Below are 18799 nucleotides of genomic sequence, written 5' to 3' on the forward strand. Positions count from 1 at the left end.
AAAAAGGGCCAGCGTGTGACGCTGGCCCTTCTCATTTCCGGCGATCAGCCTATTCCGCAGTCAGCAACGGCGGCCTGTCGTTCGACAGCTTCTTGTTGTCATCCGCGATGTCCAGCGTCAGCTTGTCATCCTTGACCGAGACCTTGACCACACCGCCCTTGGCCAGTTTGCCGAACAGCAATTCCTCGGCCAGCGGCTTCTTGATGTGCTCCTGAATGACACGCCCCAGCGGACGCGCGCCCATCCGGTCGTCGTAGCCTTTGTCAGCCAGCCATTCGGCAGCGCCACGGGTCAGTTCGAAGGTCACGTTGCGATCCATCAGCTGCGCTTCGAGTTGCAGCACGAACTTCTCGACCACTTTCAGGATTACCTCTTTCGGTAGGGCACCGAAAGAAATCACCGCGTCCAGACGGTTGCGGAATTCGGGGCTGAACGTCCGCTCGATCGCGGCTGTATCCTCACCCTGACGCCGCTCACGACCGAAGCCCATGGCAGATTTCGCCTGCTCCGCCGCCCCGGCGTTCGAGGTCATGATCAGCACCACGTTGCGGAAATCGACCTGACGCCCGTTGTGGTCGGTCAATTTGCCGTGGTCCATCACCTGAAGCAGGATGTTGAACACATCCGGGTGCGCCTTCTCGATTTCGTCAAGCAGCAGGACACAGTGCGGATCCTGATCGACGCCATCGGTCAGCAGACCGCCCTGATCGAAACCGACATAGCCCGGAGGGGCACCGATCAGGCGCGATACCGCGTGCTTCTCCATGTATTCCGACATGTCGAAACGCAGTAGTTTCACGCCCAGTGTGCTGGCCAACTGGTTTGCAACCTCGGTCTTGCCCACGCCCGTCGGACCCGCGAACAGGTAGTTGCCGATGGGCTTTTCCGGTTCGCGCAGGCCGGCCCGTGCCAGTTTGATCGCCGCGGACAGCGCCTCGATCGCCTCATCCTGACCGAAGACGACACGTTTGAGCGAAGCCTCCAGATCCTTGAGCACGGCACTGTCATCCTTGCTGACGGATTTCGGCGGGATGCGGGCGATCTTGGCCACGACGGCCTCGATCTCCTTGGCGGTGATGGTCTTGCGCCGCTTGCTGTCGGGCAGCAGATGCTGCGCGGCGCCGGCCTCGTCGATCACGTCGATGGCCTTGTCGGGCAACTTGCGATCATGAATATACCGCGCAGCCAGTTCGACGGCGGATTTGATCGCCTCCTGCGTATAGCGGATTTCGTGATGCTCCTCGAAGATCGGCTTGAGCCCCCGCAGAATTTTCACGGTGTCGTCCACCGTCGGTTCCTTCACGTCGATTTTCTGGAACCGGCGGCTCAGCGCGCGATCCTTCTCGAAGTGCTGACGGAATTCCTTGTAGGTCGTCGATCCCATGCAGCGCAGGCCACCGTTCTGCAAGGCAGGCTTCAGCAGGTTGGATGCATCCATCGCGCCGCCAGACGTGGCACCGGCGCCGATCACCGTATGGATCTCGTCTATGAACAGCACCGCATCAGGATGCTCCTCCAATTCCTTCATAACGGCCTTGAGCCGCTCCTCGAAATCGCCGCGATAGCGGGTTCCGGCCAGCAGCGCGCCCATATCGAGCGAATAAATCGTCGCCTCCGACAGGATTTTCGGTGTCTCGCCATCGACGATCTTGCGGGCCAGCCCCTCGGCTATGGCGGTCTTGCCCACGCCCGGATCGCCCACCAGCAGAGGGTTGTTCTTGCGCCGGCGGCACAGCACCTGGATGCAACGCTCGACCTCATCCGCGCGGCCGATCAGCGGATCGACATCGCCCTTGCGAGCCTTCGCGTTCAGATCGACGCAGTATTTTTGCAGCGCGGTTTCTTCCTTGCCGCCCTGCGGATTGCCGGTCTGCTCACCGGTTTCATCGCCCATTTCTTCAGCCCCCAGAACGGGCCGGGTATCGGAATGAGTCGGGTCCTTGGCGACGCCGTGGCTGATATAGTTGACCGCATCATAGCGGGTCATGTCCTGCTCCTGCAGGAAATAGGCCGCATGGCTTTCCCGTTCGGCAAACATGGCGACCAGCACATTTGCGCCTGTCACCTCGGTCCGGCCAGAGCTTTGCACATGAATCGCCGCGCGCTGGATCACACGCTGGAAACCGGTGGTGGGAGCGGCCTCGGATCCCTCGATATCGCTGACCAGGGCATCGAGCTCCTCATCTAGGAAATCGGTCACCGTTGCGCGCAACCGGTCCAGATCGACGGAACATGCGGTCATGACACGTGCGGCATCAGGCTCGTCAATCAAAGCGAGCAGCAGGTGTTCGAGTGTGGCAAGTTCATGTCTGCGTGCATTGGCCAGTGCCAGCGCATTGTGAATTGCGGCTTCGAGAGTGTTGGAGAATGACGGCATACCGCAAATCCTTTCGTCTGCCGTCGCGCGTGATGGCACGACGGACGAGCGCGACGCAGGCGCTCCTTATACATTTCGGCTTCAACGGGTGAGGATCAAGGGGTAAATGCCCGCAATCACCGTAAACTGAGCGATCCGCCCTGCGACCAAGCGCCCCGAACCACTGCCCCGTATCGCAGCCGGAAACACGATATCGGAACTGTGTTCGCATAATTCAAGATGTGCAGCCGCACCGAGACCAGTCCGGCACGCAGCATCCGACCTGTTCAAGATGATCCACGCGAATAGCGTGCGCAGCTAGATCTGCGCACGCTGATCCGAAGGTGACGCACGGCCTGCGGGGCACCCACGGGCCGATTCCCCCCGATCCAAACCGCGTCCGTTTACTCGAACGCGATCAGCAGATCCTTGGCATCGACCTGACTGCCCGCAGGGGCATGGATCGCCGCGATGGTTCCGGCGCGATCCGCGTGGATCGCCGTTTCCATTTTCATCGCCTCGATGGTCAGCAGCATGTCGCCCTCTGCCACTTCCTGCCCGACCGTCACCGCGACGGAAGCGATGACACCGGGCATCGGTGCGGCCACGTGATCGGCATTGCCGAGCTCTGCTTTCGGGCGCTTGGCGACACTCGCCACGGCCTTGCGGTTGGCCACGCGGATCACGCGCGGTTGGCCATTGATCTCAAAAAACACGCGGACGTCACCGTCCTCGTTCGTCTCACCTATGGCTTGCAAGCGGATGATCAGGGTCTTACCCGGGTCCAGTTCGGGCTGGATCTCCTGCCCCGGCTCCATCCCGTAGAAATACACGTTTGTGGGCAGGATGCGCACGGGGCCGTATTCCTGATAACGGCCCATATAGTCCATGAAAACCTTGGGATACATCAGATAGCCGTTCAGATCCTCATCGCCTATTTCCATCTCGTCGAGTTGCGCGGACAGTTCGGCGCGGGTCGCCTCCAGATCGACGGGGGGCAGATGCGCGCCGGGGCGCTCGGTCGAAGCGGTTTCGCCCTTGAGAATCTTCGCCTGCAACTTCTGCGGCCACCCGCCCGGAGGCTGGCCCAGATTGCCACGCATCATGTCAACGACCGAATCAGGGAACGAGACGTCGACATCGGGATCCTCGACCTGCGCACGGGTCAGCCCCTGCGAGACCATCAGCAACGCCATGTCGCCCACCACCTTGGACGAGGGCGTGACCTTCACGATGTCACCGAACATCTGGTTCACATCGGCATAGGTCTGCGCGACCTCGTGCCAGCGTTCCTCCAGCCCCAGCGATCGGGCCTGCGCCTTGAGGTTGGTGAACTGTCCGCCGGGCATCTCATGCAGCCAGACCTCGGACGAACCGGACTTCATCGTCGTCTCGAACGCGGCGTACTGATCGCGCACGTCCTCCCAATATTCCGACACGCGGCGCAATGCGGCGCGGTCCAGCCCGGTGGCCCGGTCGGTATTCTCCAAAGCCTCGACGATCGAACCGAGTGGCGGCTGCGAGGTCAGGCCGGAAAATGCATCCATCGCCACATCGACCGCATCCACGCCCGCCTCTGCCGCGGCCAGAACCGTCGCGCCCGAAATGCCCGACGTGTCATGCGTGTGGAAGTGAATCGGCAGGCCGACCTCCTCCTTCAACGCCTTGACCAGAACGCGGGCGGCGGCGGGTTTCAGCAGGCCAGCCATATCCTTCAGACCCAGCACATGCGCACCCGCATCGCGCAACGCCTTGCCCATCTCGACATAATATTTCAGGTCGTATTTCGCGCGATCCGCATCGAGGATGTCGCCGGTATAGCAGATCGTCCCCTCACAAACCTTGCCGCTCTCGATCACCGCATCCATCGCGATGCGCATGTTCTCTACCCAATTGAGGCTGTCGAAGACGCGGAACACGTCCACACCGGATTCCGCCGCCTGCGCGACGAAGCTTTGCACAACGTTATCGGGATAATTGGTGTAGCCGACACCGTTCGAGGCGCGCAGCAGCATCTGAGTCATGATATTGGGCATCCGCGCCCGGATGTCGCGCAGGCGCTGCCACGGGCATTCCTGCAGGAAACGATACGCCACGTCGAAGGTCGCACCGCCCCAGCACTCGACCGAGAACAGGCCCGACAGCTCATGCGCATAGGTCGGCGCGATGGCGATCATGTCGTCGCTGCGCATCCGCGTGGCCAGCAGGGACTGGTGCCCGTCGCGCATCGTGGTGTCGGTAATCAGCAGTTGTGGCTGGTCCAGCATCCAGTCGGCGAGGCCGCTGGCACCCTTCGCCTCCAGAATCTGCCTGGTTCCGGCGGGCGGTGCATCGACCGGCTGGCGCGGCGCACTGGGCAGCTTGGCATGGGCGGGCGGCCTTGGCCGGCCCTCCACGTCCGGGTGACCATTGACGGTGATGTCCGCCAAATAGGTCAGGATCTTCGTCGCGCGGTCCTGCCGCTTCTTGAACTCGAACAGCTCGGGCGTGTTGTCGATGAAGGTCGTGGTGTAGGTATTGTTAAGGAATGTCGGATGCTTGAGCAGGTTTTCGACGAAGGCGATGTTTGTCGCCACGCCGCGAATCCGAAACTCACGCAGGGACCGGTCCATCCGGGCGATCGCAGCCTCGGGCGTGGGGGCCCATGCCGTCACCTTGACCAACAGCGAATCGTAAAAGCGGGTAATGACCGCCCCCGCATAGGCCGTGCCGCCATCCAGTCGGATGCCCATCCCGGTCGCAGTGCGGTAGGCGCTGATGCGCCCGTAATCGGGGATGAAGTTGTTCTGCGGATCCTCGGTCGTGATCCGGCATTGCAGGGCGTGGCCATCCAGCTTGACGTCGTACTGGCTGGCGCAGCCGGTCGCCTCGGTCAGGGTCTTGCCCTCGGCGATCAGGATTTGCGCGCGCACGATGTCGATGCCGGTCACCTCCTCGGTCACGGTATGCTCGACCTGAACGCGGGGGTTCACCTCGATGAAATAGAATTCGCCCGAATCCATATCCATCAGGAACTCGACGGTGCCCGCGCATTCGTAGTTCACATGCGCACAGATCTTGCGGCCCAACTCGCAAATACGCTCCCGCTGCGTGTCCGAGAGGTAGGGCGCGGGCGCGCGTTCCACCACCTTCTGATTGCGCCGCTGGACGGAGCAATCACGCTCGTACAGGTGATAGATGTTGCCCTGGCTGTCGCCCAGGATCTGCACCTCGACGTGGCGAGCATTGCGCACCAGCTTTTCCAGATACCCCTCACCATTGCCGAAGGCCGCCTCGGCCTCGCGCCGCCCGGACAGGACCATCTCCTCCAGCTCGTCCGGGCCCATGATCGGGCGCATACCGCGACCACCGCCGCCCCAGCTGGCCTTGAGCATGAAGGGATAGCCGACCTCATCGGCCATGCGGCGGACCTCATCCATGTCGTCGGGCAGAACCTCCGTCGCGGGGACAACCGGCACGCCAGCCTCCATCGCGACCCGGCGGGCCGAGGCCTTGTCACCCAGCTCACGCATCGTCTGCGCCTTGGGCCCGATGAAGGTGAGGCCGTTTGCGGCGCAGGCGTCCACGAATTCGGGGTTTTCCGACAGCAGCCCGTAACCGGGATGGATCGCGTCCGCGCCCGACAGCTTCGCCACGCGGATGATCTCGTCGATGCTCAGATAGGCGGCGACGGGGCCCAGCCCCTCACCAATGCGATAGGCCTCATCCGCCTTGAACCGGTGCAGGCCCAGCTTGTCCTCCTCCGCGAAGACCGCGACGGTTTTCTTGCCCATCTCATTGGCCGCACGCATGATGCGGATCGCGATTTCACCGCGGTTGGCGATGAGGATTTTCTTGAAGTCAGGCATGGACGGCTCCCGGTTGAGGGTCACGATCTCGAAGTGTTAGCAATCGCACAATAATCTAATAACTGCTTATAACGCCGAAGATATGGGCCTGTCTCCCCCTGTTCGCCGGATCGCTACCGCAAATGCGAACAAGGCAGGATGCGGCCCGCACGACTAGTGCTTTGCGAGGGGCAAACTATGTTGAACGGGACATCCGATCGCAATCATAACCCCGGGGGGATCCCATGCATCTACAAGGCAAGACCGCCATCATCACAGGCGCGTCGCGCGGCATAGGAGAGGCGACGGCCCGTCTGTTCGCCGAACAGGGTGCCAACGTCGTACTGACCGCACGATCCAGCGATGCGATCACAACGATCGTGGAGGAGCTTCGCGCAGCCGGCGGCAAGGCCATCGCCGTGGCCTGCGACGTTTCCGACTATACCCAGATGGCTGAGGTCGTGACCGCCGCCACCGCCGAATTCGGGCGGCTCGACATCCTCGTCAACAATGCCGGCGTGATCGAGCCGATCAGCACCATCGCAGACAGCGATCCGGCCGCGTGGGCGCAGGCGTTCGGGATCAACTCGGTCGGGGCCTACCACGCCATTCGCGCCGTCCTGCCGGTAATGGCAAAGGGCGGGACGATCGTGAACATATCATCAGGGGCCGCGACCTCCGCGCTTGAAGGCTGGTCGCATTATTGCGCATCCAAGGCCGCGGCAAAGATGCTGACCGCCTGCGTCCAGATCGAGGAAGGCCACCGTCTGACCTGTATCGGCCTCAGCCCCGGCACCGTCGCCACGCAGATGCAGCGCGAAATCAGCGCCTCTGGCATCAATGCGGTGTCCCAGCTGGATTGGGAGGATCACGTTCCCCCGCAATGGCCTGCCGCCGCAATCGCATGGCTGTGCGGACCCGAAGGCGCGCAATACGCGGGTGAGGATGTCAGCCTGCGCGACCCGGCCATACGCCGCCGGGTCGGCCTGATCGACTAGGTCAATACGCCGCCGCCCGCTCCAGCGCCCTGCGGAATGCGGGGCGGGCGCGGCACCGCTTGCCGTAGGCATCGACGATTTCGCTGCCGGTTTCGAACTTCGCGGATTTGGCCCATGACAGGCAATGGGCCAGGATCACGTCCGGCACGGCGAACGCGTCGCCCGCCAGATACGGCCCCTGCCCCAGCCGGGTCTCCACCCGTTCCATGGCGCGGATAAACTCGAACCGCGCGGTGTCCTTGACGCCCTTGATCCGCAACTCCTCAGGCAGGGCGAAGCTGTGCTTCGCCGCGATCCACAGCGCGCCGTCCACCTCGTCGCAGATAAATTGCGTGTGTCCGTCCTGCGTCGCACGGGCGATGGTTCCGGCGGGGGCGGTCAGCTTGCCCTCCCGGTCCGCCAGAAACTGGCAGATGGCAACGGAATCGGTCAGCACGACATCGTCCACGCGCAGCGCGGGCACCTTGCCGCTGGGGTTCACGGCGCAAATCTCGGGCGCGTGGGGGCGGGCGGGCACCAGATCGTAGTCCAGCTCCAGCTCCTCCAACATCCACATCACGCGCATGGCGCGGCTTTGCGGGTATCCGATCAGGGTCAGGGTCATGGCGGGGTCCTTTAATTGCGAGGGCGCATCATGGCGATGCGAATCAGGGCACGTTCCAGCATCGCCTCCTGCGGTGTGCGGCTGGAGGAGCGAAGCATCAGGTCGGCATCGGTCAGTGTCGTCAGGGCGCGTTCCAGGCGGGGCGTTCCCCACGCCCGCACCTGCGCGGCCATCGCATCACGTCGCGGGCCAAAAACGGGCGGGCGCAGCCGGCCCAGTGCGTCCTCGGGCCGTCCGCCCATACATGCCGCCGCGTGTAATTGGCGGAAATGCCGTGTCATACCGATGCACAAAGTAGTGGGATTGGTGCCCTGCGCGGTCAATCGCATCATCGCAGGGCCGATCCGCGGCACGGCCCCGTTCGCGACGGCGGCGACCAGATCGTCCACGGCGGCGTCCGTGCTTTGCGGTGCCAGCTGGGCGATCTCCTCCACACTCAACGGGCGCGCATCACCGCGTTTGTAGAGCGAGAGTTTTTCCAGAAGCTGGGCGAAGTCCCCCTCGGGCATTCCGCGCCCCCGCGCGGTCAGATCGGCCAGCGCATCGGATGAGGGGTTGAGATCGACCCTCGCGATGGCTGCCTCGATTTCCGCGCGGCCCGGCGGATCGGAATAGACGGCGAGGGACAGCGCATTTCGAGCGCCCTCGAACAACTTTCGCAAGGCGGATCGCGCGGTCAATTGTCCGGCAGTAAAGATCAGGAACCCGTCGCCCTCGCGCCAATCCTCCAGCACCGGGGTGATGCCCTTGGCCAGACCATCGGTCGCGTCCTCCACCACCACGGCGCGCGGCCCGGGAAAGAAGCTCTGCGCCTTCATGGCGTCGCTCAACTTCGCAGGGTCGGAGCGTAGGTCGGCGCCGGTCAGACGTTCCAGCCGCATGTCCTCGGCCCCGTTCGGCCCGACGACCGCCAAGGTCAGCGCCCGCCGCCGCTGGGCGATACGTTCCGCATCCGGGCCATGGATCAGAATGCCGCTCCGCGTCAGATCGGGCCGCGCGAGGAAGGCGGCGGCGTCACGCGGCGCCAGCTTCATTGGGACAGCTGTTCCGATGCGATCAGCACACGATCCGCGATTTGTTCAGCCAGATACTGGGCCAATCGCCGCCCGGCATCCTGCTCCGCCGCGCGGGCTGCCACGTCGGAGGCATTGGGCGGAGCGGGCGGAACCGAGGACGGCGCGTTATAGCTGGCATCGCCCGAAACCTCATCCAGCAGGATCGGTTCGGCGACCCCGCTTCTGCGCAAGGCGATCAAGGCGACGCCGCTCAGATTATAGCGCGACACATCGTTGCCCTGCCGGATCGCCAGCGCCTCCGCCTCCGTCACCAGCGTGACGGAGAGTGTCAGCGGCGCATCCGCAGCCGGGCGCCCGAAGCGTTGCAGCAGCCGCTCACGCAGGAAATAGCCGTCCCGCCCGTCGATAGCCGTCACCCGGACCTGACCCCGCAATTGTGCCGCCGCCCCGTCGGAGCCGTAGAGCGGTTCGAACCCGCATCCCGCCAGTGGCACCAGCAATGGGCTCAACAACAACGCCGACAGTATCTGTCGCCTATGCAACGACATTCACGATCCTCCCCGGTACGACGATCAGCTTACGCGGGGCACCGCCATTCAGCGCCTTGACGACGGCGGGATCGGCCAGTGCCAGCGCCTCGATCGTGGCCTTGTCTGCGTCCTTCGCGACGGTGATCTCCGAGCGTTTCTTGCCGTTGATCTGGATCGGCATCAGCACCGTATCCTCGACCAGATAGGTCTCGTCCGCCACGGGCCAGGGGGCGTGCAGCACCATCCCCTCGCCCCCCAGCGTCGCCCACATTTCCTCGGCCAGATGCGGCGTCATTGGCTGCATCAGACGGGCGAGCGTCATCAGGGCGTCGCGCTTGGCACGCGCCACGTCGGCACTGCCCTTCGCCTTCGCGATGGCGTTGGTCAACTCATAGAGCTTGGCCACCCCCTTGTTGAAGGCGAACCCCTCGATCGCGGCGGTCAGATCCGCAATCGTCCGGTGCAGCACCCGACGCAGCGCAATCGCATCCGGCCCGTCGGGCGTGTCGAGCGCGGGGGGCGTGTCGAGCGCGGGGGGCGTGTCCTCCAACTCCACCACCAGACGCCAGACCCGTTGCAAGTGCTTCCAGGCCGCGTCCGCACCGGCGGCGGTCCATTCCACGTCCCTCTCAGGCGGGCTGTCGGACATCACGAACCAGCGGGCGGTGTCGGCACCGTACTGGTCGATAATGTCGAGCGGATTGACCGTGTTCTTCTTGGATTTCGACATCTTGATGACCGGGCCGACGATCACAGGATTGTCAGTCCCGACTTCAAATCGTCTGCCATCCCGAACCTCAACATCTTCCGGATATATGTATCTCGACCGGCGCACAGCGATTTCGTCAGGAAGTCCCTCAAGGCCCAATTGGTTGCGATCCGCTGGGCCGGTATCAACTTGATAGGTCTCATGCGTGACCATGCCCTGCGTGAACAGCGCATCGAACGGTTCGTTGGCCGAGGCAGGCAGGTGCCCGGTCTTTTCCATCGCGCGGGCGAAGAAGCGCGAATACAGCAGATGCAGGATCGCGTGTTCCACCCCGCCGATATACTGATCCACGTTCATCCAGTATTTCGCGGCATCCACATCCGTCGGCGTGTCAGCGTTCGGAGAGGTGAAGCGCGCATAATACCAGGACGAATCGACGAAGGTGTCCATCGTGTCCGTCTCACGCTTCGCCGCGGCCCCGCATTTCGGGCAAGCCGTATCGCGCCAGGTCGGGTGCCAGTCCAGCGGATTGCCCGGACGGTCGAAGGTCACATCCTTGGGCAGTTCGACCGGCAGGTTCTCCTTCGCCTCGGGCACCACGCCGCAGGTGTCGCAATGCACCACCGGGATCGGGCAGCCCCAGTAGCGCTGGCGGCTCAACCCCCAGTCGCGAAGGCGGAATTTCGTGACGCCGTGGCCCACGCCCTGCGCCTCGCAAAAATCTATGGCCTGCACGATCGCGTCCTCGCCGGTCATGGTTCCGGCCGCTCCCAAGGGACGGACATAGCGGACGGCATCCGTCTTGAACGGCACGAAGGCGGTGTTCTCCACCGGTTCGCCCCCTTCGGCGGGCAGGAACACATCATGGACCGGCAATTCGTATTTCCGCGCGAAGTCCAGATCACGCTGGTCATGCGCCGGGCAGCCGAAGATCGCGCCGGTGCCGTAATCCATCAGCACGAAATTCGCGATCCAGACCGGCAGGTGCCAGTCGGGGTCCAGCGGGTGTGCCACGGTCAGGCCGGTATCCATGCCGCGCTTTTCCGCCTTCTCCAGCGCCTCCTCCGAGGTGCCGGTGCGCCGGCAGTCCTCATTGAACGCCTTGATGTCGTCGCGCTGCTGCTCCAGCGCCTTTGCCAGCGGATGATCGGGGGAGATCGCGGCAAAGCTGGCGCCCATCAACGTGTCGGGCCGGGTGGTGTACACCTCCAGCGCCTCGAAACCGTCCAGCCCCGAGGAAAACTCGAATTCGAGTTGCAGGCCGCGCGACTTGCCGATCCAGTTCGACTGCATCAGGCGGACTTTCTCGGGCCACTTCTCCAGCCCGTCCAGCCCGGCCAGCAGTTCATCCGCCATGTCCGAGATCTTGAAGAACCACTGCGTCAGTTCCTTGCGCTCGACCACCGCGCCCGATCGCCAGCCCCGGCCATCCTCGACCTGTTCGTTGGCCAGAACGGTCATGTCCACCGGATCCCAGTTGACCATGGCGTTCTTGCGCGTGATCAGTCCGGCATCCAGCATGTCGATGAACAGCGCCTGCTGCTGGCCGTAATAGTCCGGGTCACAGGTGGCGAATTCGCGGGACCAGTCCAGGCTGAAGCCCAGCCTGGCGAACTGGGCACGCATCGCGTCGATGTTCTCATAGGTCCAGTCGCCCGGATGCACCCCACGTTCCATCGCGGCATTTTCCGCCGGCAGACCGAATGCGTCCCATCCCATCGGATGCAGCACAGAATGCCCCGTGGCCCGCTTGTAGCGCGCAACCACGTCGCCCATGGTGTAGTTGCGCACATGGCCCATGTGCAGCTTTCCCGAAGGGTACGGGAACATTTCCAGGACGTAGTATTTGGGCCGGTCCGGATCGGCGACCGCCTCGAACGCGCGGGCATCATCCCAGGCCTTCTGCCATTTCGGCTCGGCCACGCGGGCATTGTAACGGGACATTGCATTCTCTCATATAGACGGCGCGCGGCACCTATATGCCGCACGCACGCATAGGGTCAGTCTGTGATCGCGCCCTCACGGCGCAACTGGCGCGCGCGCAGCAGGATTGCATCCTCGATCTGGCGCACCGTCTCATCCGCGACGGGGGCATCCACCCAGGATCCGTTCGACTGCACCTGCCGGTACAGCGCCAACCGCAGCGAGTTCACCGCAAGCGCGTCCGAATCGATCACCGCCGTGGCGCGGAACCGTTCTGTCGTGACACCGGCTGGGCTGCCCCAATCGGTGGTGATGACACCGCCGAACGGGTCGGTGGACACCAGCGGCAGGAAATCCAGCGTGTCGAGCGAAGCCCGCCACAGGTATTGATTGACGTTCAGCGCCGGTCCGCGATTCTGGAACAGTTCGCCCGACAACAGTCGGTTGATGCTGATTCCCTCCGGTTCCGTGATCTGGTCACGCTCGGGTTGGAAGTCTCGATCCCCGCACGAGGCGAGGACGCCCATTGCCATGGTAACGCTTATAAACAGTTTCGCTGACATCGGTCCGCGCAGCCTCCGTATATACAGGTCCTGTTCCTCATATCGGCGCGACCGCCTAGCGACAAGGCTTTTGGGGCCTCAGACACCGATGCACGGGTCGATGCGCGGGCCGATCCGGGGCAATGTGCCGATTGGCGGACTGTGGCATCGGCGCATCAGAAAGATCCATTAGCGAATTGTTCGCTCGAAAGGTTTTGACGAGTCGGGGGGTTTTGGTGAGGTTCTCCTCATCCGGCTCACAGGGGTGTGAGTGTCGGGAACATTCAAACCATGAGGGACTTCCCATGAAAAACGTGCTCTTCGCCTCCACGGCACTTGTAGCATTTGGCTTCGCGGGCGCCGCGTTCGCCGAAGCACACTCTTCCACTTCCATCACCCTGTCCGGCATGGGCGAGATCGGTATCACTTCGACCGACAACGACTCCGGCGGCGCCAATACCGATGGTGAGCTGGAGCTTCACAACGACGTTGACCTGCGTTGGGCCCTGGTCGGCATGACCGACGGTGGCATCTCCTTCGGCGCCAACATCGACTGGGACGAAGCACCCAATGAAGAAGACGCCTCGGTCTTCATCTCCGGCTCCTTCGGTACGATCACTGTCGGCGACACCGACAGCGCTTACGAGAGTGCGATGATCGAAATCGCAACGGGCGGCATCGTCGACGAAGCAGCGTTCTACGAGAGCGAGTACGATGAATTCACCGGCGCGGGCGATAGCGAAGGGCAAACCGGCCGCTACGACATCGCATTCGGTGGCACCACGCTGTCCCTGTCCTACGAGAACGGAAACGACACCGGCGTAGCTGCGACGACTGATGATGAAGTCTATGGCATCGGTGCCAGCTTCACCTTCGGTACGGTTGACCTGGGCCTCGGCTATATTACGCAAGACGATGACGAAATCGCTGGTATTTCCGCAGGCTTCGACCTGGGCCAGGCAGGTCTCGTGATCGCGTATCAGGACGGCGAAATTGACGGCTTCGATGCTCAGAATATCCAGGGCTCCGTGACTGTTGATTTCGGTGGTGGCACCCTCGGAGCGAACTACGTCGTGTCTGAAGAAGACGATGCCGTCGGCACCAACGATCAGACCGCATACGGCCTGTTCTACAACTACTCCCTCGGCGGTGGTGCGACCTTCACCGCAGCTGCTGGTTACGAAGAGCTCGAAGATTCGGCTGGTGTAACCACCGAAGACACCCGCTTCGGCGCTGGTATCAGCATGGCATTCTGATCCTTCCGATCAGAAACTGTTTGGGAAGAGCGGGCCATTGGTCCGCTCTTTTCTTTTGTGCGAACCCTCCCCATAACGCTGCACAGGTTCACAACCCAGCGAAGGATGGAGGCGCATATGTCACTCAGCGAGATCCGCACCCGAATCGAGGACGCTTGCCAGAACGCGCAGCGCGATCCGGCCTCCGTCTCGCTCATCGCAGTGTCGAAGGTACAGCCGAACGACCGCGTTCGCGCCGTGCTGGAACAGGGGCACACCCTATACGGTGAGAACAAGGTGCAGGAGGCGCAGGGCAAATGGCCCGACTTCCGCACGGACTTCCCCGACGCACAGGTCCACCTCATCGGTCCGCTGCAATCGAACAAGGTCCGCCCGGCAATGGAGCTGTTCGACGCCATTCATACGGTGGACCGCGAAAAACTCGCCCGACGCATCGCCGACATGGCACAGCAGCTTGGCCGCTGCCCCGACCTGTTCATTCAGGTCAATACCGGCGAGGAGCCGCAGAAGGCCGGCATCCTGCCCGCCGAAACCGACGCTTTCGTCGAAACCGTGCGGGCAATGGACCTGACCGTCGCCGGTCTGATGTGCATCCCCCCGGTCGAGGAAACCCCCAGCCTGCATTTTGCCCTGCTCGCCAAGCTTGCCGCACGCAACGGGGTCGAAGGCCTCAGCATGGGGATGAGCGCGGATTTCGAGCAGGCCATCGCGTTCGGCGCCACACATGTGCGCGTCGGCTCCGCCATTTTCGGTGAGCGTGATTACGGCTGAACGATCAGGCGGCTTTCGGGTCGCCAGCGTGCCAGAATCCAGCGCAGGTCCACCTCCGCGAAGGCGACGCAGCCTTCGGTGTCGCGGCGCGGCCCTCGCCAGACATGGACGAAGATCGCGGACCCCGCCCCCGGCACCACCGGCGCACTGTTCTGGTCGGTGAACAGCACGATATCGTAAAGCCTGTCCCGCCGCCGCAAACGCTCATGCCCGAACCGGGGCAGCGCATCCTTGCGGAACCGGTTGTAGGCCGGGTCACGCGGGTCGTCGGACCAGATATCGTGACGCGCAGCAGGGGCCAGCGGCAAAACGCTGGCAGGACGGACCACGCGGTCGGCCCGCCACAGGCCCCCGGTCAGGGCGAAGCGCCCGACCGGCGTGCCCCCGTCGCCCTCAACCTTGTCCGCGACGATGCCGCCGCGCCCGATCGCGCAAACGAATTTGCGACCTCCGAAGCGGGCAGATCGGCCCCGCACCACCAAATCACGGCGGCTTGGTTTCACAGCAGATGGCCGCTCTTCGCCGCCTTGGTCGCCAGATAGGCCGCGTTCTGCGGCGTCTCACCCACGCGCAGGGGCACACGCTCCGCAACATGAACGCCGGTTGCCTGCATCATCGCGACCTTGCCGGGGTTATTGGTCAGCAGGCGCACGGCGGAAAAGCCGAGCAACTTGAGAATCTGCGCCCCGATTCGGAAATCCCGCTCGTCATCCTCGAATCCCAGCCTGTGGTTCGCCTCGACCGTATCGAATCCCTGATCCTGCAACGCATAGGCGCGCATCTTGTTGGCCAGCCCGATGCCGCGTCCCTCCTGATTGAGATAGAGCAACACGCCCTGCCCCTCCGCCCCCATCTGGGCGAGTGCTGCGCGAAGCTGTGGCCCGCAATCGCATTTCAGTGAGCCGATGACATCGCCGGTAAAGCAGGCGGAATGCAGTCGTGACAGCACCGGCACTGCGCGGTCCGGCTGTCCGATCTCGATGGCATAGTGTTCCTCCGCCCCGTCGCGCGGACGGAATACGTGCACCCGCCCGGCGGAGGACACCGCCAACGGCACCCGCGCGGCGGAGGTCTCATCGAGGATGACGACATCCGGATCCGGGTCCACCAGTGGTGCGGTGACAAAACCGTGCGCCGCCGCGAACGCCGCATCCCCGGCACCCTCGATCACCAGCGCGGCGGGTAGCAGGAATGCCTGCTTGCACAATGTGACAGCCGTGCGGTGCACATCCGCAGATCCCGTCCGATCGCTGACATACGGTCCCTTCATCGGGTGATCCAGGTCGCTGGCAGGGTCGGCACTGGCGCGCAGCCACGCCAGCGTCACGTCAGACGGCAGCTCGATCCGCGCCAGATCGCCATCATAGGCCCGCGCATTCAAGGTTGATGCCCGTCGCGCGGTCAGGACCAGACGCGCACGCTCCGGCCCCAGCGCCAGCAGCGCTTCGAACCGCTCACGCGTCAGATTCTCCACCGCCGCGACGACGCTGCCACCCACGCAGACCGGAATGCCCAGGCGCAGGTCGTTCCTCGCCCTTGCGATGCGTTCCTGATCCGTGGGGCGCAATGTCATGTCGTCAGCCTCGCTCGCGTGGTTTCACACAATATATAGGCTCTCAACGACAGGATGTGAAACAAATCGCCATCGCGGCACACGGCTGTGTGAGTGTTTGCCACGAACCTTGTTACACGGCCATTGCTGACGCATTTGTGTAGCGACAGACAAGGGAGTGGGACGATGGGCAATCTGAAGAAAATCCTGATGGTCGACGACGATCTGGATCTGCGTGAGGTTCTGGCCGACCAGTTGGTCCTGACCGAGGAGTTCGACGTGTTCGAGGCCGAGACCGGTGGCGACGGGTTGGAGAAGTCGAAGCAGAGCCTTTACGACCTCGTGATCCTGGACGTCGGTCTGCCTGACATGGACGGGCGCGAAGTGTGTCGCCTGATGCGCAAGCAGGGCGTGAAATGCCCCATTCTCATGCTGACCGGCCACATTACCGATGCGGACACGATCCTTGGCCTTGATTCGGGGGCCAATGATTACATCACCAAGCCGTTCAAGTTTCCGGTGCTTCTGGCCCGGATCCGGGCGCAACTGCGCCAGCATGAGCAAAGCGAGGATGCCGTCTTCTCGGTCGGGCAGTACACGTTCAAGCCTTCCGAGAAGGTGCTGATCACCGAGGATGAAAAGAAAATTCGCCTGACGGAGAAGGAAACCAATATCCTCAAGTTCCTGTACCGCGCGAATGACGGCGTGGTCGCACGCGATGTCCTGCTGCACGAAGTCTGGGGCTACAATGCGGCTGTAACGACTCACACGCTTGAGACGCATATCTACCGCCTTCGCCAGAAAATTGAATCCGACCCCAGCAACGCAACCCTGCTGGTTACCGAATCCGGTGGTTACCGCCTGGTGTCTTAACGAGATGTACGAATTTTCGTGCAAAATGTGATTCAAATCTGTTTCAGGTGGCTCTGCGAGTTGAAATACGCATTCCGAAAGACGTATTATAGAGTATCGACCGTCCCCCCCACTTATGACGGTCGTACCCGGCCACTTTATCCCCCCCTCCAAAGTGGCTGAATAAGGGATTGCCGCCTGATCCGCGAAAAACGGATCGGGCGCTTTCTCTTTGAGGACTGTTCCTACTCTTCAGATCTATTTCGGGCCGTGGCGGTGGACTTTCGCCTTGAGGCCATGCCGCCCATCGCGGACACTGCGCACCAATTCCGAATGGAGCGTCCAATGACCACCACGATCTGCACCTGGAACATCAACTCCGTCCGCCTGCGCGCCGATATCGTTCTGCGCCTGCTGGCCGAACAGGCGCCCGACGTGTTGTGTCTGCAGGAAACCAAGAGCCCGGTGGACAAGATCCCGCTGCAGATCTTTGCGGATGCGGGCTACGGACACATCGTGGCCGAGGGGAACAAGGGCTATAACGGCGTTGCCATCCTCTCGCGCTTGCCGCTGGTGGATGCTGGAACCATGGCGTTCTGCGATACCGGTCACGCCCGCCATTGCGCGGCGACCCTGCCCAACGGCCTGACGGTCCATAACTTCTACGTTCCCGCCGGGGGGGATGAGCCTGACCCCGCGACCAATCCGAAATTCGCGCACAAACTGGAATTCCTGGCCAATATGGCCAAGTGGGGCGCTGGCACCTCGCCCGCGAAATCCGTGCTGGTCGGTGATCTGAACATTGCCCCGCGCGCCGATGACGTCTGGTCGCACAAACAGTTGCTCAAGGTCGTGTCCCACACCCCGGTCGAGGTCGAGGCGCTGGAAAAGGCCCGCACCGATGGTGGCTGGATCGACACCACGCGCGCCGACATACCGGAGGGGCCGCTTTATTCGTGGTGGTCCTACCGGTCCAAGGACTGGTCGAACGCGGACAAGGGCCGCCGTCTGGATCACGTCTGGGCCACCGCCGATGCAGGCCATGTGGCAGGCTCCACCCGCATCCTGCGCGATGTGCGCGGGTGGGAGAAACCTTCGGATCACGCGCCGATCATCGCGGGGTTCGCCCCATGATCCGGCTGCACCGCGACGGCACCGTCGCCCGCATCGTGCTGGACGCGCCCGAACGGCGCAACGCCCTGCAGATCAAGGATATGGCCACGCTGACCACGCTGTTGAACGAGGTCGAGGACGATACAACCCTGCGTGTCGCGATCCTGACCGGAACCGGCACGGTCTTTTGCGCCGGGGCCGATCTGGCGGAGCTGGAACAGGGCCTGCGGCCTGACCTGCCCTTGGCCGACCTGTCCGACCGGATCGCCGCTCTGCGCGTTCCTGTCATAGGGGCGTTGAACGGCGGTGTCTTCGGGGCCGGGCTGGATCTGGCGCTGGCCTGCGATCTGCGGCTGGGAGTGAACGGCATGGTCGCGCAGGTTCCGGCCGCCGCCATCGGCGTGCACTATCCCGGCCCGGCGCTGGCGCGCGCCCGCGCGGCACTGGGACCAACCATCGCCAGCCGCCTGTTCCTGACGGCGGAGCGTCTGTCCGATACGCAGTGCCGCGATACCGAACTGGTCAGCGCCCTGTACGATCCCGCCATGTTGAGCGATGAGGCATTGAGGCTCGCCACCCGGATCGCCGGTCTTGCCCCCCTCGCGGTGGAGGGGATGAAACGCGCGCTGGTTCAGGCCGACGCCTCCGATGCCCGGGTCACGGACTGCTTTTCCAGTGCCGATCATGCGGAGGCGCTGAGCGCCCGCCGCGAAAAACGCAAACCTGTGTTCAGGCGCGCCTGACGGGTCG

General features: G+C 63.3%; 15 protein-coding genes. 6 read left to right on the forward strand and 9 right to left on the reverse strand.

Features of this window, described 5'->3' with window-relative positions:
• Positions 1 to 49: 49 nt before the first annotated feature.
• Positions 50 to 2377 carry an ATP-dependent Clp protease ATP-binding subunit ClpA gene (gene clpA / locus G8E03_RS00950; RefSeq protein ID WP_166187593.1) on the reverse strand — a complete coding sequence of 776 codons (2328 nt, stop codon included), beginning with the start codon at positions 2375 to 2377 and terminating at the stop codon, positions 50 to 52.
• A gap of 383 nt (positions 2378 to 2760) precedes the next feature.
• A complete protein-coding gene (locus tag G8E03_RS00955) occupies positions 2761 to 6204 on the reverse strand; it encodes a pyruvate carboxylase (RefSeq protein ID WP_166187596.1) in 3444 nt (1147 codons plus the stop codon).
• Positions 6205 to 6428: 224 nt separating this feature from the next.
• Here G8E03_RS00955 and G8E03_RS00960 point away from each other — a divergent pair, with 224 nt between their 5' ends.
• Entirely contained in the window at positions 6429 to 7181 is a 753-nt protein-coding gene (locus G8E03_RS00960; RefSeq protein ID WP_166187598.1) for an SDR family oxidoreductase, read from the forward strand.
• Between the two features lies 1 nt (position 7182).
• Here the strand turns inward: G8E03_RS00960 and G8E03_RS00965 are convergent, their stop codons facing one another.
• Genes G8E03_RS00965 through G8E03_RS00985 form a run of 5 tightly spaced genes read right to left on the reverse strand, consistent with a single transcriptional unit; the run spans position 7183 to position 12526 of the window.
• Complete coding sequence (locus tag G8E03_RS00965; RefSeq protein ID WP_166187600.1) at positions 7183 to 7785, reverse strand: glutathione S-transferase family protein; 603 nt, start codon at positions 7783 to 7785, stop codon at positions 7183 to 7185.
• 11 nt (positions 7786 to 7796) lie between these two features.
• Positions 7797 to 8819 carry a DNA polymerase III subunit delta gene (gene holA, locus G8E03_RS00970; protein WP_166187602.1) on the reverse strand — a complete coding sequence of 341 codons (1023 nt, stop codon included), beginning with the start codon at positions 8817 to 8819 and terminating at the stop codon, positions 7797 to 7799.
• Positions 8816 to 9349 (reverse strand): LPS assembly lipoprotein LptE, encoded by a 534-nt coding sequence (lptE, locus tag G8E03_RS00975; RefSeq protein WP_166187604.1) that lies wholly within the window; start codon positions 9347 to 9349, stop codon positions 8816 to 8818. The genes holA and lptE overlap by 4 nt, the downstream gene beginning before the upstream one ends.
• Positions 9336 to 11984, reverse strand: a complete 2649-nt coding sequence (gene leuS / locus G8E03_RS00980; protein WP_166187607.1) for a leucine--tRNA ligase — start codon at positions 11982 to 11984, stop codon at positions 9336 to 9338. Before leuS ends, lptE begins: the two co-directional genes overlap by 14 nt.
• Positions 11985 to 12040: 56 nt before the next feature.
• A complete protein-coding gene (locus G8E03_RS00985) occupies positions 12041 to 12526 on the reverse strand; it encodes a DUF3576 domain-containing protein (RefSeq protein WP_166187609.1) in 486 nt (161 codons plus the stop codon).
• 284 nt (positions 12527 to 12810) lie between these two features.
• Between G8E03_RS00985 and G8E03_RS00990 the strand changes: the two genes are divergently transcribed.
• Positions 12811 to 13761 carry a porin gene (locus G8E03_RS00990; RefSeq protein ID WP_166187611.1) on the forward strand — a complete coding sequence of 317 codons (951 nt, stop codon included), beginning with the start codon at positions 12811 to 12813 and terminating at the stop codon, positions 13759 to 13761.
• Positions 13762 to 13878: 117 nt separating this feature from the next.
• A complete protein-coding gene (locus G8E03_RS00995; RefSeq protein ID WP_166187613.1) occupies positions 13879 to 14532 on the forward strand; it encodes a YggS family pyridoxal phosphate-dependent enzyme in 654 nt (217 codons plus the stop codon).
• Here G8E03_RS00995 and G8E03_RS01000 read toward each other — a convergent pair.
• Both G8E03_RS01000 and ribA read right to left on the reverse strand, forming a co-directional pair.
• The gene (locus tag G8E03_RS01000; RefSeq protein WP_166187616.1) at positions 14523 to 15035 is read right to left on the reverse strand and encodes a L,D-transpeptidase family protein; all 513 of its coding nucleotides are present in this window, start codon (positions 15033 to 15035) and stop codon (positions 14523 to 14525) included. The genes G8E03_RS00995 and G8E03_RS01000 overlap by 10 nt on opposite strands.
• Positions 15032 to 16105, reverse strand: coding sequence for a GTP cyclohydrolase II (gene ribA / locus G8E03_RS01005; RefSeq protein WP_166187618.1), 1074 nt, complete (start codon positions 16103 to 16105; stop codon positions 15032 to 15034). Before ribA ends, G8E03_RS01000 begins: the two co-directional genes overlap by 4 nt.
• A gap of 165 nt (positions 16106 to 16270) precedes the next feature.
• Between ribA and G8E03_RS01010 the strand changes: the two genes are divergently transcribed.
• The 3 genes from G8E03_RS01010 (at position 16271) to G8E03_RS01020 (ending at position 18792) form a co-directional block, all read left to right on the forward strand.
• A complete protein-coding gene (locus G8E03_RS01010) occupies positions 16271 to 16957 on the forward strand; it encodes a response regulator transcription factor (protein ID WP_166187620.1) in 687 nt (228 codons plus the stop codon).
• A 324-nt stretch (positions 16958 to 17281) separates the two neighbouring features.
• Positions 17282 to 18070: an exodeoxyribonuclease III gene (locus G8E03_RS01015; RefSeq protein WP_166187622.1), complete on the forward strand. Its 789-nt coding sequence runs from the start codon at positions 17282 to 17284 to the stop codon at positions 18068 to 18070.
• Positions 18067 to 18792 (forward strand): enoyl-CoA hydratase/isomerase family protein, encoded by a 726-nt coding sequence (locus G8E03_RS01020; RefSeq protein WP_166187624.1) that lies wholly within the window; start codon positions 18067 to 18069, stop codon positions 18790 to 18792. The genes G8E03_RS01015 and G8E03_RS01020 overlap by 4 nt, the downstream gene beginning before the upstream one ends.
• The last annotated feature ends 7 nt before the right edge of the window (positions 18793 to 18799 follow it).

This window comes from Pontivivens nitratireducens, assembly GCF_011290545.1.
In the GTDB taxonomy this organism is placed as follows: Bacteria; Pseudomonadota; Alphaproteobacteria; order Rhodobacterales; family Rhodobacteraceae; genus Pontivivens; species Pontivivens nitratireducens.

Excerpts from the sequence above, each read along its gene's own strand:
- G8E03_RS01020 (WP_166187624.1), top strand. The coding sequence starts at position 18,067 with ATGATCCGGCTGCACCGCGACGGCACCGTCGCCCGCATCGTGCTGGAC.
- G8E03_RS00955 (WP_166187596.1), bottom strand. The coding sequence starts at position 6,204 with ATGCCTGACTTCAAGAAAATCCTCATCGCCAACCGCGGTGAAATCGCG.
- leuS (WP_166187607.1), bottom strand. The coding sequence starts at position 11,984 with ATGTCCCGTTACAATGCCCGCGTGGCCGAGCCGAAATGGCAGAAGGCC.
- clpA (WP_166187593.1), bottom strand. The coding sequence starts at position 2,377 with ATGCCGTCATTCTCCAACACTCTCGAAGCCGCAATTCACAATGCGCTG.
- G8E03_RS00995 (WP_166187613.1), top strand. The coding sequence starts at position 13,879 with ATGTCACTCAGCGAGATCCGCACCCGAATCGAGGACGCTTGCCAGAAC.
- G8E03_RS00965 (WP_166187600.1), bottom strand. The coding sequence starts at position 7,785 with ATGACCCTGACCCTGATCGGATACCCGCAAAGCCGCGCCATGCGCGTG.
- ribA (WP_166187618.1), bottom strand. The coding sequence starts at position 16,105 with ATGACATTGCGCCCCACGGATCAGGAACGCATCGCAAGGGCGAGGAAC.
- G8E03_RS00960 (WP_166187598.1), top strand. The coding sequence starts at position 6,429 with ATGCATCTACAAGGCAAGACCGCCATCATCACAGGCGCGTCGCGCGGC.
- G8E03_RS00985 (WP_166187609.1), bottom strand. The coding sequence starts at position 12,526 with ATGTCAGCGAAACTGTTTATAAGCGTTACCATGGCAATGGGCGTCCTC.
- G8E03_RS00990 (WP_166187611.1), top strand. The coding sequence starts at position 12,811 with ATGAAAAACGTGCTCTTCGCCTCCACGGCACTTGTAGCATTTGGCTTC.
- holA (WP_166187602.1), bottom strand. The coding sequence starts at position 8,819 with ATGAAGCTGGCGCCGCGTGACGCCGCCGCCTTCCTCGCGCGGCCCGAT.
- G8E03_RS01010 (WP_166187620.1), top strand. The coding sequence starts at position 16,271 with ATGGGCAATCTGAAGAAAATCCTGATGGTCGACGACGATCTGGATCTG.
- G8E03_RS01015 (WP_166187622.1), top strand. The coding sequence starts at position 17,282 with ATGACCACCACGATCTGCACCTGGAACATCAACTCCGTCCGCCTGCGC.
- lptE (WP_166187604.1), bottom strand. The coding sequence starts at position 9,349 with ATGTCGTTGCATAGGCGACAGATACTGTCGGCGTTGTTGTTGAGCCCA.